Raw genomic sequence first — 17901 nt, forward strand, 5'->3', positions numbered from 1 at the left:
CTGCAGTGTCTTCGCTGCCGTCATCGCGAGCAGGCTCGCTCCCACAGGTTTTGTGATCGACACAGATCCTTGTGGGAGCGAGCCTGCTCGCGAATGACCGCTCAGTGGTCCCTAAATTGGTTATCAGGAGTTCGTCATGGAAAACCCGACCCACAACCTTCCCTCCCTGTTCAAGCAACTCGGCCTGCCGGACGACGCCGAAAGCATCGATAAATTCATCGCCACCCATTCACCGCTAAAACCGGAGTTGCACCTTGCGGATGCATTTTTCTGGAGTCCGAGTCAGGCAGATCTTCTGCGTGAAGAGATACTCGATGACGCAGATTGGGCGGAGGTGGTGGATCAGCTGGATGTGATGTTGAGGAAGGGGCGGGGGGTGTGATTAGTCATCATCCGGGCGGCCACTTTCGAGAGGTATGGACCAGGGCCAGTATCCAGATGGCGTCCAGTCCCTGTTCATAAACAATGCGGTAACTCTGATGTGGAATCAGCTCGCGAGTGCCAGAAATGATCCCTGCAGGGCCGCTTTTCGGGTATTGGGCAAGCCGGGATAGCGCATCGCTGAACCGGTTGTCCATGTCGATGGCTGCTTTCGGGTTAACGGCATGCAGGTAATCCCAAATGTCTGCACGGTCCTGTGCTGCTTCTTTCGTCCATATTATTTTCATTCCGGTAGCTTGGCCCGCCTGCGCCTGGCAGCGAACTCTGCCTCGACTTCATCATTTGTCAGCCCGTCGCCGGCGCGCATCGACACGCGTGCGGTGTCGACCTTGCGCTGCAGGAATGCTTCGTACTCGCGAGACTCCCGTTGGGTTTGAACAAACTGACGCATCATTTCCCGAACGATTTGCGAGGCGGGGCGATGAGCGGCTTCTGCCTCGGCCATGAACTGTTCACGCAATTCAGACTCAAGTTTCATTGTAAAAACGGCTTGTTTCGACATGGCTGCCTTCTCGGTTGTCGTGCTGACAAAGTATATACATATTCAGTGCGGTGGCAGGTTCACCCCCTATGGCTTCGCGACGGATGGAAGCCAATTTGTTTCAAAACTTGACGGAAAATCCCCTCCAATGCAATATTGATAGTTAGCAAACTAACAGTGTGTGTTTTCCCTCGTGCCGAATAACCTCGACGTTCTCCAGATGAGCATCAGCAGCGCCATGGTGGTGGCCGCCAGGCATTGGCGCAAAATCTGCCAGACCACGCTGGCCAACTATGGAATCTCCGAAGCCTGCGCCGTTCCGCTGTTGATGATCGGGCGTCTGGGCGAGGGTGTGCGCCAGGTGACGGTGGCCCAGGCAGCGGGGATGGAGAGCCCGTCGTTGGTGCGCCTGCTCGATCAGTTGTGCCATGGCGGCTACGTCTGCCGCACCGAAGATGCACAGGACCGCCGCGCCAAATGCCTGAGCCTGACCGAAACCGGTCGGGAACTGGTGCAGGCGGTCGAAGTGGAGCTGGTGCGCTTGCGCCACGAAGTCCTTGAAGGCATTGACCAGAGTGATCTGGAAGCTACGCTGCGGGTACTGAGAGCATTTGAAGCGGCCACGCCGCCATCGGTGGCCAACTCTTGAACGGATTTTTCTCTGGCATGCCCCCGGCGCGGGACTGGTTTTACGGAGTCCGCACCTTCGCCGCATCGATGATCGCGCTGTACATCGCCCTGCTCATGCAAATGCCGCGTCCGTACTGGGCGATGGCCACGGTGTACATCGTTTCCAGCCCGTTTCTCGGCCCTACCAGTTCCAAGGCGCTGTACCGGGCGGTCGGCACCTTTGTCGGCGCTGCGGCGGCGGTTCTGTTCGTGCCGATGTTCGTGCAGAGCCCTTACGTGCTGGTGGTGGTGATTGCGCTATGGACCGGGACGCTGCTGTTTCTGTCCCTGCATTTGCGCACCGCCAACAACTACGCCTTGATGCTCGCCGGTTACACCTTGCCGTTGATCGCCCTGCCGGTGGTGAACAACCCGCTGGGGGTGTGGGACGTGGCCGAGGCGCGGACCGAAGAAATCTTTCTCGGCATCGCCGTGGCGGCGGTGGTTGGCGCCATGTTCTGGCCCCGGCGCCTGGCGCCGGTGTTCAATGATTCGGTGAGCAAATGGTTCACCGATGCATCGACCTACAGCCTGCGCTTCCTCAGCCGTAACGTGCAGCCTGAAGAAGTCAGCGCGCTGCGGGCATCGATGGTTGCCACGTTCAACTCCCTGGAGTTGATGATCGGTCAGTTGCCCCACGAAGGCTCGCGTCCGCAGACAGTACGCAACACCAAGGAATTGCGCGGACGGATGATTCACCTGTTGCCAGTGATCGATGCCCTCGACGACGCGCTTTATGCCCTCGAACGGCGCACCCCTGAGCTTGTGGACAAGTTCACCCCCTTGCTGGCCGCCACCACCGAATGGCTCGAGCACAAGGATGCCGATCTCGACCGCTGGCAAGCCCTGAAGGATCAACTTGAGGCCCTGCAACCGGCTCCCGAAGCGCTGGATGAGCGCAAGCAACTGCTGTTCTCCAACGCCATTTACCGTCTCGGCGAGTGGATCGATTTGTGGCAGGACTGCCGTAGCCTGCAATACGCCATCCAGTGCGAAAGCCAGGACAGCTGGCGCGCGGTGTATCGGCACTGGCGGCTGGGACGGCTATCCCCCTTCCTGGATCGCGGCCTGATGTTTTATTCCGCGGCTTCCACCGTCACCGCGATTATCGTCGCTTCGGTGCTGTGGATTCTGCTCGGCTGGACCGATGGCGGCAGCGCAGTGATCCTGGCGGCGGTGGCGTGCAGTTTCTTTGCCTCGATGGACGACCCGGCGCCGCAGATTTACCGGTTCTTTTTCTGGACAGCGATGTCGGTGGTGTTCGCCAGCCTTTACCTGTTTCTGGTCCTGCCCAACCTGCACGACTTTCCGATGCTGGTGCTGGCGTTTGCCGTGCCGTTCATTTGCGTCGGCACCTTGACGGTCAAGCCGCAGTTCTACCTGGGCATGTTGCTGACTCTGGTCAACACCTCGTCCTTCATCAGCATTCAGGGCGCTTACGACGCGGACTTCCTCAGCTTCGCCAACTCGAATCTGGCCGGTCCCATGGGGCTGCTGTTCGCGTTCATCTGGACCCTGATTGCCCGGCCGTTCGGTGCCGAACTGGCAGCCAAGCGCCTGACCCGTTTCAGCTGGCGTGACATCGTCAGCCTCTCCGAGCCGGCCACGTTGTCTGAGCATCGGCTTCTGGGCATACGGATGCTCGATCGGCTGATGCAGCATCTGCCGCGCCTGGCCATGACCGGGCAGGACTCCGGCGTGGCGCTGCGGGAAGTGCGCGTGGCGCTGAATCTGTTGGACCTGCTCGCTTATACGCCGCGGGTCCTTGGTGTGCCGCAGGTGCTGCTGCGCCAGGTGGTGGCCGAGGTTGGCGAGTACTTCAAGGCTTGTCTCAAGGCCGGTGAGCGCTTGCAGGCCCCGAGCCCGTTGCTGATGACCCTCGACCGCACCCGTCGCGCCCTCAGCGGTGCCGGTGATGACGAAACCCGTCGGCATCTGCTGCACGCCCTGAGCGGCCTGCGCCTGGCACTGTTGCCCGGCGTCGAATTCGTCGGTGCCGCCGAGTCCGAAGAACCGCTTCCCCATGGCATTGATGGAGCGCCTTTATGATCGGTGACCTGGATCTGAGCGGGGTGTTCCTGCCCACGCTGCTGGTGCTGATGGGCATTACGTATGTGTTGTACCTGTTGGTGCACGGGGTGCTGACGCGCCTGCACTTTTACCGTCTGGTCTGGCACCGGGCATTGTTCAACGTGGCCCTCTACGCCTTGCTGCTTGGCGCCGTGGACTCACTCAGTCGATACCTGATGACATGAAAAAACCGTTTCTAACCCTGGGTCGCGTGGTGTTGACCCTGCTGATCGTGAGCTTCGCCGTTGTCGTGGTCTGGCGCATGGTGATGTATTACATGTTCGCGCCCTGGACCCGCGACGGGCATATCCGTGCCGACATCGTGCAAATCGCGCCGGACGTGTCCGGGCTGATCCAGCAAGTGGAGGTGCGCGACAACCAGTTGGTCAAGCGCGGTCAGGTGCTGTTCAGCATTGATCCTGACCGCTTCAAGCTGGCCCTGCGCCAGGCGAAAGCGGCAGTCGCCGACCGCGAAGAAACCCTGGCCCAGGCCCAGCGCGAGGCCAAGCGAAACAAGGGCCTGGGCAACCTGGTGCCGGGTGAGCAATTGGAAGAAAGCCAGTCGAAAGTGGCCCGCGCCCAAGTGGCCTTGATGGAAGCCCAGGTGGCGGTGGACAGCGCGCAGCTCAACCTCGACCGCTCGGTGATCCGCAGCCCGGTGGACGGCTACGTCAACGACCGTGCGCCACGGGCCCAGGAGTTCGTCAGTGCCGGGCGTCCGGTGTTGTCGGTGGTCGACAGCAATTCGTTCCACATCGACGGCTATTTCGAAGAAACCAAACTGAACGGCATCCATATCGGCCAAAGCGTCGACATCCGGGTGATCGGCGACAATGCGCGCCTGCGCGGGCACGTGGAAAGCATCGTTGCCGGTATCGAAGACCGTGACCGCACCAGCGGCAATAACCTGCTGCCCAACGTCAACCCGGCCTTCAGCTGGGTGCGGCTGGCCCAGCGGATTCCGGTGCGGATTGCCTTCGATGACGTGCCGGAAGATTTCCGCATGATCGCCGGGCGCACCGCCACGGTATCGATCATCGACGATCAGAAGCGGGAGCCGGCGCAATGAGCAAGGCCTCGGGTTTGGCAGTCGCCGGATTAGGCTTGCTGCTGTCGGCGTGTCAGATGGTCGGGCCGGATTATCATTTGCCTGAAGAAGCGGCTGTCCATCGTCCAGACCTCCAGGGCGATCTGGCGGTCGACGGTAAAACCGTGGTGTCCGCGCCGGTGCCGGCCGATTGGTGGCGCCTGTACAAGGACCCGCGACTCGACCAGTTGGTGCAGCAGGCCATGGCCTCCAACACCGATTTGCGCGTGGCGGCGGCCAGTCTGTCGCGGTCTCGTGCGCAGGTAGATGAGGCCGAAGCAGCGGGTGGCTGGAGCGGCGGCGTGCAGATGGGCGCCCAGCGCTTGCAGGAGTCCGGCCAGGCTTTCCTGCTGCCGGAAAAAGTGCCGGTGGCCAACATCGGCGATATCGGCATCAGCGCGTCGTACCAGTTCGACCTGTTCGGCACCTTGCAGCGCGGCATCGAAGCGGCCAAGGCCAATGCCGATGCGACGCAGGCCGCCGCCGATACTGCACGCATCACTGTGGTGGCCGATGTGGTTCGCGCCTACACCCAAGTGTGCGCGGCCAATGAAGAGCGGGAAATCGCCCAGCATTCCCTCGACCTGCAAGCCCAGAGCACCACGCTGATCCAGCGCTTGCGCGATGCCGGGCGTGGCGACGAAACCCAAGTCACCCGCTCGCAGACCCAATTCAAATCCCTGCGCGCCGACATGCCGCGCTATGAAGCCGCCCGTCAGGCCGGGCTGTATCGCTTGTCGATGTTGCTGGCCAAGCCGGTGGACCAACTGCCGACCGGCACCGCCACCTGCGACGAGCTGCCGAAAATCGCGCAATTGATTCCGGTGGGCGATGGCGCCGCGTTGCTCAAGCGTCGTCCCGATGTACGGCAGGCCGAGCGTCGGCTGGCGGCCTCGACGGCCGGTATCGGCGTCGCCACGGGCGAGCTGTACCCGAACATCAGCATCGGCGCGACCATCGGTACCGTCGGTATCCTGGACGATCTCGGCGATCCGTCTACCAACCGTTGGGGCTTCGGCCCGTCGCTGACCTGGAACGTGCCGACCAACGGCGCCCGGGCGCGCATCCGCGAAGCCGAAGCGGTGACCCAGGCGACCCTGGCGCATTTCGATGGGGTGGTGCTCAACGCGATTCGCGAGACCCAGACCGGTCTCGCCCAGTACACCGCGCAACTGCAACGTCGCGATGCCCTGGCGGACGCCGAACAATCGGCAAAACTGGCGGCCGACCAGACCCACCGCTTCTTCCAGGCCGGCCGCGCCTCGTTCCTGGCCGACCTGCAAGCCACCCGCACCTACATCGACGTCACGGCGCAACTGGCGGCCGCGAACACCCAGGTTGCCGCCAGTCAGATCGATTTGTTCCTCGCCTTGGGCGGCGGTTGGGAAAGCGGACGAACGCAAGCGTCGAACTCCGGCAAACCCTGAGGCCGTTGCTATGCTTTGAAGAGTTGGAGGGGCGCCCCGTGCAAAGCGCCCTTTCTTCGCACAAGGCTCGCGCAGTTCAGGGGGAAACCAATAATGAAAAACCCTTATGCTCTCGGCTTCTGGTGCGCCATCGTGGCGTTGGTGCTGCTGTCGGCCACCTATTTCTACGGCATCATGCTGGCCCACCAGATCGACAAGGCTCTGGCGTTCCTCGACAGTGCCGCCGCGCTGATTGCCGTGATGTCCATTGCGGTGGTGGCCTGGGCCTCGGTCCAGAACCAGCGCATCAAGAAAAGACAACTTGAACAAGGCAAGACCCTGGTGCTGATCTGGGACACCAAGGTGGCGCTGCGCCGTGTCGAAACGGTGTTCGACCGCTATTTCTGGGGCAGTTACTGGCAACCGGGGCGCACCTTTCAGGAAGTCATGGGCGAATTGACCGGCACGCCGCTGGAAAAAAGCCTCGAGAGCCTGAAAAAACAATGCCTGGCGCTGGACCGGCAAGTGGCTGACGACGGTCGGCACTGGCTCAGCAATGCCCGGGAACTGGCCGATGTCGCCACGGCCATGGCCCGCGAACGCTATCAACTGGACGTCTGCGACCCGCGCGCGGAAGTGACGGGCGGGGCGGTGATCAACCGCGACTTCGAAGTGCTGGTGTACACCTGGACTGCGCGGCTCAAAAGCTTTGATCATCAGCTGGATGAGATCGAGGTCCAGTATTCCTGATTTGATGTTGGTTGTTATGCCGTCTTCGCGAGCCTGCTCGCGAAGGCGATCTAACGTCCGCCGAAACTCTCCACCCGTTATGACCCCCCCCCAAGACACTCTTTCACCTTTAAACATTGAGCCGTTCGTCGCGCCCGGTGCTAATCTGCAATTCACTGTCAGCGCAGTCGAGCCGCAACCCGTCATGGGTTCAGGGAAGACGACCTCACTTTCAACAACGGACATTGAACGGGTCATACATGAATAAATCAGCAGGCGTGCTACTGGGAATTGTTGTCGCAATCGGTGCCATCAGCGCAGGCGGGGCCTGGTTCACCGGCACCAAAATCGAAGGTGTGCTGAACACCTCGATTGCCGATGCCAACAAGGAATTGCAAGCGGCGATGGTCGGTTCCAACGGCACTGCGTCGCTGGAACTGGTGTCGCTGGAGCGACATGTATTCAGCAGCACCGCGCACTATCGCCTGAAGGGCGAAGGCGAAATGTTCGGTGAAGCGCCGGTCGAGTTGCTGTTTGTCGATCACATCGAACATGGCCCGCTGCCGTTCTCGCGCCTGATGTCGCTCAAGTGGCTGCCGGTCCTGGCGACCAGTCACTACGAGCTGGAAAAGACCCCGCTCACCGAGAAGTGGTTTGCCGCTGCCAAGGACAAGTCCCCGCTGACCGGCGTGGTCAATATCGGCTATGACAACGCTACCAATGGCACCTTCGAGTTGCAGCCGCTGGAAATGGCCCTGGATGACAAGTCGAGCATGAAGTTCTCCGGCCTGAGCATGGACGTCGACGCCAGCGCCAAGGCGCAGAAGGTCAAGGCCAATGGCTACATGGACAGCCTGAAGGTGACCACCGTTTCCGAAGACCAGGCGCCGGTGCAGGTTGAGTTGAACGGCCTGACCCTGGCCAGCAACCTGACAAAAAGTACCTACGGTTTCTACACCGGCGAGAACGTCGTTGAACTGGCCAGCGGCAAATCGACTTTCGGCGTCAAGCAGTCGGTGCTGGACTTCAAGAAATTCGAAATGAAGAACCTGACTGAAGAAAAAGGCAGCAACGTCTCCGGGCGTGCCGACTACAAGGTCGGCGATGTGTCCCTCAACGGCAAGACCATCGGTTCCGGTGCGCTGGCCATGAGCCTGAAGAACCTCGACATTCCGGCGACCCTGTCGTTGATGCAGGTTTACCAGAGCAAACTGCAGCCGTATGAAAGGGCGGCGGCCGAAGCAACGGCGGCCGGCCTGCCGGCGCCAGAGCTGAAGCTGACCGAAGCCGAAGAGGCGCTGCTTAAGTCCAGCCTGGAAAAACTGCTGGCGGCCGGACCACAAGTGGCCCTGGAAAACCTGTCGTTCAACACCGCCAACGGTGAGAGCCGCGCCAACATGGTGCTCGACCTGACAAAGCCACAAGCCATCGATCTGCCGACCGATCAGTTGGTCAGGCAGCTGATCGCGCTGCTGGACTTCAAACTGCAAGTGTCCAAGGCCATGCTGGTCGATGTGCTCACCGTGCAATCGCAAATCGACGGTCAGACCGACGCCAAGCTGATTGCCGACCAGGCCACCGCCACCGCAGACATGTTCAGCAGCATGGCGGTCGGCAGCCAACTGGCAAAACTGGACGGCAATAACATCGTCACCAATTTGCGCTACGCCAATAATCAGGTGGACTTCAACGGCCAGAAAATGACCGTCGAAGAGTTTGCCGGTTTTGTGATGAGCAAGTTCTCAGAGGCTGGCGCCACCGAATAACGGCGGCTGTCAGCTCTGTAACGCCCGGCCTCTGCATCGCGCAGGCGCCGGGCGTTTTGCTGTCCGGCATCTCTAGGGGACGTCGCGGATCAGGCGCCATGCCTCTTCCCAGGGCAACGGTTGTTTCATCCGCTCGGCGAGCATCGCCATGGCCCGGTCCATCTCGCAGGCTACCGCCGCCGATACCACGCCGTTTTTTCCGAACAAGCCGATGAACGGCGGATCGTAAGGGTCGCCCTTGAACTCGACTTCGTCCCAAGCCTCGGCGTGGCCGAGGTAGTCGTAGGTTTTACCGAAATGCCAGGTCCAGAAATACGGCACGTCGAGGTAATGCTCGTCACCGCCCAGCATATTGGCCGCGGCGATCCGCGCCTGTTGTTGGGCCAGTCGCCAGTGTTCGATGCGCAGGTATTGGTTGTTCAGTGGGAACGTTGCGATATCGCCAGCCGCCCAGAGGCCGTTGGCCACGCGCATTGCGCCATCGACACGCAGCGAGCGGTCCTGCTCCTTCGGCAACCCGGTAAAGGCGGTAGTGGCTGGGGTGACGCCGATGCCGACCAGCACCAGATCGGCCGCCAAGCGCTGGCCGTTGTCCAGGCGCACGGCCTCGACCTTGTCCGTCCCTTCGATCCGTACCGCATTGCCCTGGGTATGAAACACGACGCCATTGGCTTCATGCCGCGCGCGAATGGCTTTGCCGACCGTGTCACCGAACTGTTTGGCAAACGGCACTTCGTGGCGGGCCAGCACGGTCACGTGCAGGCCAAGCTGACGCAGGGACGAGGCGGACTCCATGGCAATGAAACTGTCACCGATGATCACCACCCGCTGGCCGGCGCTGGCGCTGTCCAGAATCTGCTGCGCATGGGCTTTGGAGCGCAGGACGAACACTTGCGGCAGGTCGGCGCCGGGCAGCGTCGGCGGGTTGGGCGCGCCGCCGGTGGCCAGCAGCGCGGCGTCGTATGTCAGTGATTGGCCGTCAGTCAGCCGCAGCGTCCGGTTTGGCGCATCCAGGCTTGCCACTTCGCCTCGCAGGCGCTCGATTCGCTGCTCGCGGTAAAAATCCTCGTCGCGCAGCGGCGGGACTTCGTCCAGCGGCATCTCCCCGGCGATCACGTATTTGCTCAGCGCTGTGCGGTCGTATCCGGCATCGGCTTCACGGTCGATCAACAGCAACCGGCCGCCGAAACCTTTCTCGCGCAAACACGCAGCCGCCGCCGTGCCTGCCGCGCCAGCGCCGACAATGATGAAAGTTCGTGGGTCGTCGGTCGGTGGCGGGTGGGCCCCCGGCATCGGCTGGTCGCCGACCCAGATGTCGCCGTCACGGACTTCGAGGGGATAGCGCTTGAGGCTGTCCAGGGCTGGCGGTTCACACAGCCCGCCATCCTCGATCCGAAACTGCGCCTTGTGCCACGGACAGGTCAGGCGCCCGTGGCATATCGCGCCGTCCGCCAGCGGGGCGCCGGCGTGCGGGCATTCGGCCTGATAAGCGCGCAGTTGTTCACCGGCCCGCAACAGCAGAATCTTGCTGTCCTGGACCTGCACTTCCAGACCCCGGTCTTCGGGCACATTGGCGACACGCGCAACGCGATGCAGAGTCATGATCGCTCTCCAGACAGACGTTTCACTTATGAGTCTGGTACTTATCGCGAGGTTCAGCCAATTGCCCCTGCCACGGCGCGAACGGTCCGGCTATAGTTTGCACGCCGACGACGGCCCAACACGCATAAGGTGCTCCGGTATGCCCCGATTGACCTCAATGAACCCTTGGCTCGCGGCCTTGGCAGTCGCCCTTTGCCTGCAGTTCCCGGCGCAGGCACAGGAACGCTTCACCCTGAACATTCCCGGCGTCTCCGATGACCGACTGTTCACGTCGGCCGCCGCCAGCGATTCCGCGGGTTGTGGCGGGCACAACATTTCCCCGGCGTTGAACTGGAACGCCGGCCCGGCAGCCACCCAAAGCTACGCCATCGTCATGCACGACCCTGACGGCCAGAAAGGCCAGGGCGTCGATCAGTGGGTGCACTACGGCATCAAGGCCGGCACCCACCAGATCCCGGCCGGCGCAGGGAGCAAACCCGGCCTCGAGGGCGTCGGCGGTACCAACAGCAAGGCAACCACCGGCTACATCGGCCCTTGCCCACCTGTTGGCGACAGCGCGCACCACTACATCGTCCAGATCTACGCCCTGGACCTGCCCCCGGACGCCTTGCCCGCCGGCCTGACCCGTGCGCAGTTGCTGGAAAAAATCAAAGGCCACGTCCTGAGAAACAGCAGCGTGGTGCGGCGTTATCACCGCTAACCGTCTTAGGGAATAAACTGAGGTGCGCAGCGCTCGGGGAATTTGGCATCCCGACCCGAAAGCGCGCACTATCAGGCTATAGCCGATGCGTTGGAGGATGCCGTGGCAAAAAAAATCGACCGCATCGCCCAAATGCTCAACTGCCCCCAAAAGGGCGAGGAACTGCGGCGAGCGATTACCGAGAGTCGCAAGGATTTTCTGCTGAATCAGCCGGAAGAAGACGTTGTTGAAGACGACGACCTTGAAGAGGAGTTCTTCGAGGACGATGATGAGTACGACGAGTTCGACTGGACGACAGAATGAAAAAAACCGCTTCGGCGGTTTTTTTGTGGGCCAGGACAGCACCGGTCGGAGATTCGTTGACCCTCATGCAGGGAATGGAACACTATAAGGTACTTTTTTTAGTACCTTTGGAGCCGTCATGGAGCAGCTACTTGCAAGCCGTTCGGTCAGTATCACCGAGCTCAAGCGCAGCCCGAGCACTGTCATCGAGCAAGCGGGTTCCGAGCCTGTTGCCGTGCTCAACCACAATCGCCCTGCCGCCTATCTTTTACCGCACGCGGCCTATCAACAGCTGCTGGATCGGCTGCATGCTGCCGAACTTCGTGAGGCCATTGCGGCCAGCCGCAACGATCCGCGTCCGGCCATTGCTGCCGATACCGTGTTTGCCGAGCTTGATGCGCTGATAGATGAGGTAGCAGCCGAGCAAAGCCGACCATGAGGCAATTGCTTTTCTCTGCATTGGCACGGGACGATCTGCTGCAAGTCGCTCGTTTTATCGCCCGAGACAACCCTGAACGGGCCCGGACGTTTGTGCGCGAGCTACGCACGCAGTGCACAGGATTGATCGAACAACCGAACCTGGGTGTTTCAAGAGACGATTGCGCCAAGGGATTGCGAATGCTTGCCCATGGCCGATATCTGGTTTTCTACTGTTTGATGGGCGACGAGATCAAGATCGAACGCGTACTGCATAGTGCGAGAGACATCGCCCGGCTGTTTGAAAAAAACAGCATTGATCATTAGGCGCCAAGCTTTCAAACACGCACAAAAAAGCCCCAGACCCATAAGGCCTGAGGCTTTCTCGTTACAACGTATGGTGCACCAGGCGGGATTCGAACCCACGACCCCTGCCTTCGGAGGGCAGTACTCTATCCAGCTGAGCTACTGGTGCAGCGGGCGCCATGATACGCATATGCACTGCGGGCGTCCATGCTGCTGAATCGCCTGCGTTTTTTTAAAGCTGTAACGCGCGTTTGCTACGTTGATCAGAAAAAATAGGCAAAAGCGTCGTTTTCGTTCTTTTTTTCGAACAGGCTATTGTCCTTTACCCCCTTTGATCCTAGGATTCGTTTGAGATTTCAAACGCTCTTGTCTGGGTGCTGAACCGCACGATTTGAATCAGTGCGCTATTTATGTGCTTCAGCCCGGTGAATGATTTCCCTGACGGCAGCCTATCGAGGCGCCTTTCTACAATCATAATTTGCTCCGCATTCATTGCGGTGCTGTTAAGGAAAGCCGACATGCAGCTTAAAGACACCCAGTTGTTCCGCCAGCAAGCCTTCATCGATGGCGCGTGGGTTGATGCGGACAATGGTCAGACGATCAAGGTCAACAACCCGGCAACGGGCGAAATTCTGGGCACCGTGCCGAAAATGGGCGCTGCCGAAACCCGCCGTGCGATCGAAGCCGCTGACAAAGCGCTGCCGGCCTGGCGTGCACTGACCGCCAAAGAGCGTGCGAACAAGCTGCGTCGCTGGTTCGAGCTGATCATCGAGAACCAGGACGACCTGGCTCGCCTGATGACCCTGGAACAAGGCAAGCCATTGGCCGAAGCCAAAGGCGAAATCGTTTACGCCGCTTCCTTCATCGAGTGGTTCGCCGAAGAAGCCAAGCGCATCTACGGTGACGTGATTCCGGGCCACCAGCCAGACAAGCGCCTGATCGTGATCAAGCAGCCAATCGGCGTGACCGCTGCAATCACCCCGTGGAACTTCCCGGCTGCAATGATCACCCGTAAAGCCGGCCCGGCCCTGGCCGCCGGTTGCACCATGGTGCTCAAGCCTGCTTCGCAAACTCCGTTTTCCGCCTTCGCCCTGGCCGAACTGGCCCAGCGTGCCGGCATCCCGGCTGGCGTGTTCAGCGTTGTTTCCGGTAGCGCCGGCGACATCGGCAGCGAGCTGACCAGCAACCCGATCGTGCGCAAGCTGTCCTTCACCGGCTCGACCGAAATCGGTCGTCAACTGATGTCGGAATGCGCCAAGGACATCAAGAAAGTGTCCCTGGAACTGGGTGGCAACGCTCCGTTCATCGTGTTCGACGACGCGGACCTGGATAAGGCCGTCGAAGGCGCGATCATTTCCAAGTATCGCAACAACGGTCAGACATGCGTCTGCGCCAACCGCCTGTACATTCAGGATTCGGTCTACGACGCGTTCGCCGAGAAGCTGAAAGTGGCTGTGGCCAAGCTCAAGATCGGTAACGGTCTGGAAGCAGGCACCACCACTGGCCCGCTGATCGACGAAAAAGCCGTGGCCAAGGTGCAAGAGCACATTGCCGACGCCGTTTCCAAAGGCGCCACCGTGCTGTCCGGCGGCAAGTCGATGGAAGGCAACTTCTTCGAGCCGACCATCCTGACCAACGTGCCGAATAACGCTGCCGTGGCCAAGGAAGAAACCTTCGGTCCATTGGCTCCACTGTTCCGCTTCAAAGACGAAGCCGATGTGATCGCGATGTCCAACGACACCGAGTTCGGTCTGGCCTCGTACTTCTATGCTCGTGACCTGGGTCGCGTGTTCCGTGTGGCGGAAGCCTTGGAATACGGCATGGTCGGCGTCAACACCGGGTTGATCTCCAACGAAGTCGCGCCGTTCGGCGGCATCAAGGCCTCGGGCCTGGGTCGTGAAGGCTCCAAGTACGGCATCGAAGACTACCTGGAAATCAAATACCTCTGCCTGGGCATCTAAGCCCGGCACGGCATTGCTTCAAGCGCAAAGGGCACGAGAGCGCTGTCCCTTTGCGCCGCTTCAAACCGGAATTTTCTCGGTGACCGGGAACGCCGTGGCAGTCGATCATCGCATGCTGCCGCCGTTGCTCCCCGTCGCTTTATCCTTGAACCACGCCGCCCGATGAGCGGTGAATGAGGAATGTATGAGCAAGACTAACGCTTCTTTGATGGCCCGCCGTACCGCTGCTGTTCCACGTGGTGTTGGCCAGATTCACCCGATCTTCGCCGAATCCGCGAAGAACGCGACCGTAACCGACGTTGAAGGTCGTGAGTTCATCGACTTCGCCGGCGGTATCGCCGTGCTGAACACCGGCCACGTGCACCCGAAAATCATCGCTGCCGTGACCGAGCAGCTGAACAAGCTGACCCACACCTGCTTCCAGGTTCTGGCCTACGAGCCGTACGTGGAAGTGTGCGAAAAAATCAACGCCAAGGTCCCAGGTGATTTCGACAAGAAAACCCTGCTGGTGACCACCGGCTCCGAAGCCGTGGAAAACTCGATCAAGATCGCCCGTGCCGCCACTGGCCGTGCCGGCGTGATCGCTTTCACCGGCGCCTACCACGGTCGCACCATGATGACCCTGGGCCTGACCGGTAAAGTCGTGCCTTACTCGGCCGGCATGGGCCTGATGCCAGGCGGCATCTTCCGCGCGCTGTACCCGAACGAACTGCACGGTGTGAGCATCGACGACTCGATCGCTTCCATCGAACGCATCTTCAAGAACGACGCCGAGCCGAAAGACATCGCAGCGATCATCATCGAGCCGGTTCAGGGCGAAGGTGGTTTCTACGTCGCTCCGAAAGAATTCATGAAGCGTCTGCGTGCCCTGTGCGACCAGCACGGCATCCTGCTGATCGCTGACGAAGTACAGACCGGCGCTGGCCGTACCGGTACTTTCTTCGCCATGGAACAGATGGGCGTTGCCGCCGACCTGACCACCTTCGCCAAATCCATCGCTGGCGGCTTCCCGCTGGCCGGTGTGTGCGGCAAGGCCGAATACATGGACGCTATCGCCCCAGGCGGTCTGGGCGGCACCTACGCCGGTAGCCCGATCGCCTGCGCCGCGGCCCTGGCCGTGATGGAAGTGTTCGAAGAAGAGCACCTGCTGGATCGTTGCAAAGCTGTTGGCGAGCGTCTGGTAACCGGCCTGAAGGCCATCCAGGCCAAGTACCCGGTGATCGGCGAAGTCCGTGCCCTGGGCGCGATGATCGCGGTCGAGCTGTTCGAAAACGGCGACAGCCACAAGCCGAACGCTGCAGCCGTGGCGTCCGTTGTGGCCAAGGCTCGCGACAAGGGTCTGATCCTGCTGTCCTGCGGCACCTACGGCAACGTTCTGCGCGTCCTGGTACCGCTGACCTCGCCGGACGAGCAACTGGACAAAGGCCTGGCGATCATCGAAGAGTGCTTCTCCGAGCTCTGATCCCCGGTGTGACCTGATCCACAAAAAACCCGCTTCGGCGGGTTTTTTCATGCCCCTGGAAACACATCCTGCGCTTTAGCGCTGTATCGAATGGCCAGCATTGGCTAAGGTTCCTGCATTGCCAGGGAGAGCTGTATGACAACTGTCATTTTACCCGCGGTTCCGAGAGTACTGATCGCCGAGGCCGACCCCTGGTCCCGGGATCTGCTCAAGGAAGTGTTGTTGAACGTACGCTGCGATGCGCGGCTGGATTTGTGCGCCGATGGCCAGCAAGCGCTGGAGCTATTGGCTGCCAACCCCTATGACCTGGTCATCGCCGACTGGGAGTTGCCGGGCGTCGATGGCCTGAATGTCCTGCGCAACGTCCGTCAGCGCAAACGCAATCCGCCGCTGCCGTTCATTCTGATGAGTAGTCGCAACGACAGTGCCAGTGTGCGCGAGGCCTTGCCGCTGGTGCCGGCTGCGTACCTGACCAAACCCCTGAATATGGAAAGCCTGACTCATCGGTTGCAGGGGTTGCTGCTGAATGCTGGCGAAGAAGTCTCGTGCGAAGTGCCGTCGCTGGCACCGGGCATGACGTTGTCGGTGTTTCTGGAGCGTCGCCGGGAATTGGCCGACGGCGCGCCGCTGATGACCGACGTGCAAGTGGCGGTCAAACGCAGCCTCAACCCCAGCGGCCTCGACCTGACGGTGCTGGAAGACGAAATCCGCACCGATCCGCAGGTCACAGCCGTGCTGATCGCCGCTGCCAACAGCGCGGCCCAGCACCACGGCGCCGGTGTGCAAACCCTGTCCCAGGCGCTGCATCGCTTGGGCACCGGGCAGAGCATGAACCTGATTCTCGGCCTGGCGCTCAAGCGCAGCGCACGGCTGAGCGATCCGCAATTGGCCGACTATGCCGAGCGTTACTGGGATCTGTCACTGCACACCGCTGAATACGCGAGAACCCTGGCGCGCCTGCTCGATCTGGATCAGGAGCGTTGCTACTGCGCTGGCATGTTGCATCGTCTCGGCGATCTGGCGTTGCTGCGCTGTTTGCAGGAATGGAAGCAGGCCGGTGGAGAACTGGACGAGCTGGAGGAAGTGGGCGAAGCGCTGGTTGAATTTGGCGCGGCCTACGGTTCGGCCCTGCGCACGCGCTGGCGCCTGCCATTGGAGTTGCGGGAGCTGATTGCGGCGGCCTACCAGCTCGGTGGCGGGGTTTACTCCCGCGAAGCGCTGGTGATGAACATGGCGGCGCAGATGGCGCGCCTGACCGAGCATGAGAGCATCGAGGCGCTGGCGAAGAGCCGGACGGCGCGGTTGCTCAAGATCGGTTTACCGGAGTTGATGCGTTTGCGCAGGAAGTAAGTACACCACCAACCCCTGTGGGTTCCAGGGTGATCCTGTCAGGCGGTAACTATCCGGTTCTTGCCGTCGCGCTTGGCCTGGTACATCGCGGCATCTGCGCGGGAAAACAGGTTTTCCACGTTTTCATCCGCGGCGGTCAGGCTGGTCAGGCCCTGGCTGACGGTGATGCCGAACGTCTGGCCTTCATGGGTGAAACGCAATCGCTGAATCTGCAGTTGCAAGCGTTCAGCCACTTGCAGGGCCATCTGCGGCGTACAGCCGGGAAACACCGCTGCGAACTCCTCACCGCCAATGCGCCCGAACAGGTCGCCACGGCGCAACGCTGCGCGGCCGCTATCGGCGATGCGTTGCAACACGTTGTCGCCTTCCTGGTGACCGTAGGTGTCGTTGACTATTTTGAAGTCATCGATGTCCAGCATCAGGAATGACAACGGCTCGCCCCGTTGCCGGGCGTGTGCGAACTCGCGGTGGGCGCATTCGAAGAAATGCCGGCGATTGCTGCTCTGGGTCAGCGCGTCGGTGGTGGCCAGGCGATGCAGTTCGGTTTCCATCCGCTTCTTGTCGGTGATGTCTTCGGCGATGCCGACGATGATCATTTGTTGCCCCGGCTCGGCCTGGCGGTTGACGTAGCATTTGTCGCTGAGCCAGCGCACCTGGCCATCGGCGGCAATGATTCGATACTCGCGGTCTTCGACGGCACCCTTGTCCAGCACTTCGGCCAGGCTGCGTTCGGCGTAGTCCAGGTCGTCAGGGTAAATGCTGTCGCGCCATTGATTGCAGTCGGCCTGCAGTAGCTCGGCCGAACGACCAAAGATCCGCTCAAAGGCGGGGCTGACGTAAAGCACCTGGCGGGTTTCCCAATTGAATGCCCATAGCACCGCGTTTACGCTCATCAGCAAGGTGTTGAGCAACTGTTCGCGTTCGCTCAGGCGTGCGACTTCACCTTGGGCGTGCATCAGCGCAATCAGGGGCTGCGCGGCCTCGGGCCAATGGGACGGAGATGAGTCTTGCAGGTTTTTTTCGGCCATCGACACAAATCTCAAAGGGCACGCCGCGTGTTGGATGGCGGCCAACACCAAGCCCGCCGGGGATGGCGAAGTGTCTTTGAGATAGGGCTTTTCGGGTGAAGTTCCCGCCTTTTGTGGCGAGGGAGCGGGCTCCCGCCGGGCGGT

At 61.0% G+C, this 17901-nt stretch carries 19 protein-coding genes and 1 tRNA gene; 15 read left to right on the plus strand and 5 right to left on the minus strand.

Going from position 1 to position 17901, the window contains the following annotated elements:
* The first annotated feature begins 136 nt into the window (after positions 1-136).
* Positions 137-382, plus strand: coding sequence for a DUF2789 domain-containing protein (locus AABM52_RS00945; RefSeq protein WP_347909993.1), 246 nt, complete (start codon positions 137-139; stop codon positions 380-382).
* A 7-nt stretch (positions 383-389) separates the two neighbouring features.
* On the opposite strand, the gene AABM52_RS00950 is transcribed toward AABM52_RS00945, so the two are convergent.
* Both AABM52_RS00950 and AABM52_RS00955 read right to left on the minus strand, forming a co-directional pair.
* Positions 390-668: a type II toxin-antitoxin system RelE/ParE family toxin gene (locus AABM52_RS00950; protein WP_347909994.1), complete on the minus strand. Its 279-nt coding sequence runs from the start codon at positions 666-668 to the stop codon at positions 390-392.
* Entirely contained in the window at positions 665-943 is a 279-nt protein-coding gene (locus AABM52_RS00955; RefSeq protein WP_347909995.1) for an antitoxin of toxin-antitoxin stability system, read from the minus strand. Before AABM52_RS00955 ends, AABM52_RS00950 begins: the two co-directional genes overlap by 4 nt.
* 199 nt (positions 944-1142) lie before the next feature.
* On the opposite strand from AABM52_RS00955, the gene AABM52_RS00960 reads away from it, so the two are divergent.
* The 7 genes from AABM52_RS00960 to AABM52_RS00990 all read left to right on the plus strand — a co-directional run bounded on the left by AABM52_RS00960 (position 1143) and on the right by AABM52_RS00990 (position 8649).
* Entirely contained in the window at positions 1143-1571 is a 429-nt protein-coding gene (locus AABM52_RS00960; protein ID WP_347909996.1) for a MarR family transcriptional regulator, read from the plus strand.
* Positions 1568-3640 carry an FUSC family protein gene (locus tag AABM52_RS00965; protein WP_347909997.1) on the plus strand — a complete coding sequence of 691 codons (2073 nt, stop codon included), beginning with the start codon at positions 1568-1570 and terminating at the stop codon, positions 3638-3640. The genes AABM52_RS00960 and AABM52_RS00965 overlap by 4 nt, the downstream gene beginning before the upstream one ends.
* Positions 3637-3846: a DUF1656 domain-containing protein gene (locus tag AABM52_RS00970; protein ID WP_007987399.1), complete on the plus strand. Its 210-nt coding sequence runs from the start codon at positions 3637-3639 to the stop codon at positions 3844-3846. The genes AABM52_RS00965 and AABM52_RS00970 overlap by 4 nt, the downstream gene beginning before the upstream one ends.
* Positions 3843-4730, plus strand: a complete 888-nt coding sequence (locus AABM52_RS00975; protein ID WP_223541566.1) for an HlyD family secretion protein — start codon at positions 3843-3845, stop codon at positions 4728-4730. The genes AABM52_RS00970 and AABM52_RS00975 overlap by 4 nt, the downstream gene beginning before the upstream one ends.
* Positions 4727-6175 (plus strand): efflux transporter outer membrane subunit, encoded by a 1449-nt coding sequence (locus AABM52_RS00980; RefSeq protein ID WP_347909998.1) that lies wholly within the window; start codon positions 4727-4729, stop codon positions 6173-6175. Before AABM52_RS00975 ends, AABM52_RS00980 begins: the two co-directional genes overlap by 4 nt.
* 93 nt (positions 6176-6268) lie before the next feature.
* Positions 6269-6904, plus strand: a complete 636-nt coding sequence (locus AABM52_RS00985; protein WP_008049928.1) for a hypothetical protein — start codon at positions 6269-6271, stop codon at positions 6902-6904.
* Positions 6905-7143: 239 nt separating this feature from the next.
* Positions 7144-8649 carry a YdgA family protein gene (locus AABM52_RS00990; RefSeq protein ID WP_347909999.1) on the plus strand — a complete coding sequence of 502 codons (1506 nt, stop codon included), beginning with the start codon at positions 7144-7146 and terminating at the stop codon, positions 8647-8649.
* Positions 8650-8721: 72 nt separating this feature from the next.
* Here AABM52_RS00990 and AABM52_RS00995 read toward each other — a convergent pair whose 3' ends face one another.
* Positions 8722-10251: an FAD-dependent oxidoreductase gene (locus AABM52_RS00995; protein WP_347910000.1), complete on the minus strand. Its 1530-nt coding sequence runs from the start codon at positions 10249-10251 to the stop codon at positions 8722-8724.
* 139 nt (positions 10252-10390) lie between these two features.
* Here AABM52_RS00995 and AABM52_RS01000 point away from each other — a divergent pair, with 139 nt between their 5' ends.
* The 4 genes from AABM52_RS01000 (at position 10391) to AABM52_RS01015 (ending at position 11977) form a co-directional block, all read left to right on the plus strand.
* Entirely contained in the window at positions 10391-10951 is a 561-nt protein-coding gene (locus tag AABM52_RS01000) for a YbhB/YbcL family Raf kinase inhibitor-like protein (RefSeq protein WP_347910001.1), read from the plus strand.
* A 42-nt stretch (positions 10952-10993) separates the two neighbouring features.
* Positions 10994-11254, plus strand: coding sequence for a hypothetical protein (locus AABM52_RS01005; protein WP_347910003.1), 261 nt, complete (start codon positions 10994-10996; stop codon positions 11252-11254).
* A gap of 118 nt (positions 11255-11372) precedes the next feature.
* Positions 11373-11672 (plus strand): type II toxin-antitoxin system prevent-host-death family antitoxin, encoded by a 300-nt coding sequence (locus AABM52_RS01010; protein ID WP_347910004.1) that lies wholly within the window; start codon positions 11373-11375, stop codon positions 11670-11672.
* The gene (locus tag AABM52_RS01015; RefSeq protein ID WP_347910005.1) at positions 11669-11977 is read left to right on the plus strand and encodes a type II toxin-antitoxin system RelE/ParE family toxin; all 309 of its coding nucleotides are present in this window, start codon (positions 11669-11671) and stop codon (positions 11975-11977) included. The genes AABM52_RS01010 and AABM52_RS01015 overlap by 4 nt, the downstream gene beginning before the upstream one ends.
* Before the next feature lie 71 nt (positions 11978-12048).
* Here the strand turns inward: AABM52_RS01015 and AABM52_RS01020 are convergent.
* Positions 12049-12125, minus strand: a tRNA-Arg gene (locus AABM52_RS01020).
* Between the two features lie 349 nt (positions 12126-12474).
* On the opposite strand from AABM52_RS01020, the gene gabD reads away from it, so the two are divergent.
* From gabD to AABM52_RS01035, 3 genes are all read left to right on the plus strand, one after another.
* Complete coding sequence (gabD, locus tag AABM52_RS01025; RefSeq protein ID WP_116264428.1) at positions 12475-13917, plus strand: NADP-dependent succinate-semialdehyde dehydrogenase; 1443 nt, start codon at positions 12475-12477, stop codon at positions 13915-13917.
* A 184-nt stretch (positions 13918-14101) separates the two neighbouring features.
* Positions 14102-15379 (plus strand): 4-aminobutyrate--2-oxoglutarate transaminase, encoded by a 1278-nt coding sequence (gabT, locus tag AABM52_RS01030; protein ID WP_223457262.1) that lies wholly within the window; start codon positions 14102-14104, stop codon positions 15377-15379.
* 135 nt (positions 15380-15514) lie between these two features.
* Complete coding sequence (locus AABM52_RS01035) at positions 15515-16729, plus strand: response regulator (protein ID WP_347910006.1); 1215 nt, start codon at positions 15515-15517, stop codon at positions 16727-16729.
* 38 nt (positions 16730-16767) lie between these two features.
* Here AABM52_RS01035 and AABM52_RS01040 read toward each other — a convergent pair whose 3' ends face one another.
* The gene (locus AABM52_RS01040; RefSeq protein WP_347910007.1) at positions 16768-17757 is read right to left on the minus strand and encodes a sensor domain-containing diguanylate cyclase; all 990 of its coding nucleotides are present in this window, start codon (positions 17755-17757) and stop codon (positions 16768-16770) included.
* Between the last annotated feature and the right edge of the window lie 144 nt (positions 17758-17901).

The organism is Pseudomonas grandcourensis (genome assembly GCF_039909015.1).
GTDB classification, from domain to species: Bacteria; Pseudomonadota; Gammaproteobacteria; order Pseudomonadales; family Pseudomonadaceae; genus Aquipseudomonas; species Aquipseudomonas grandcourensis.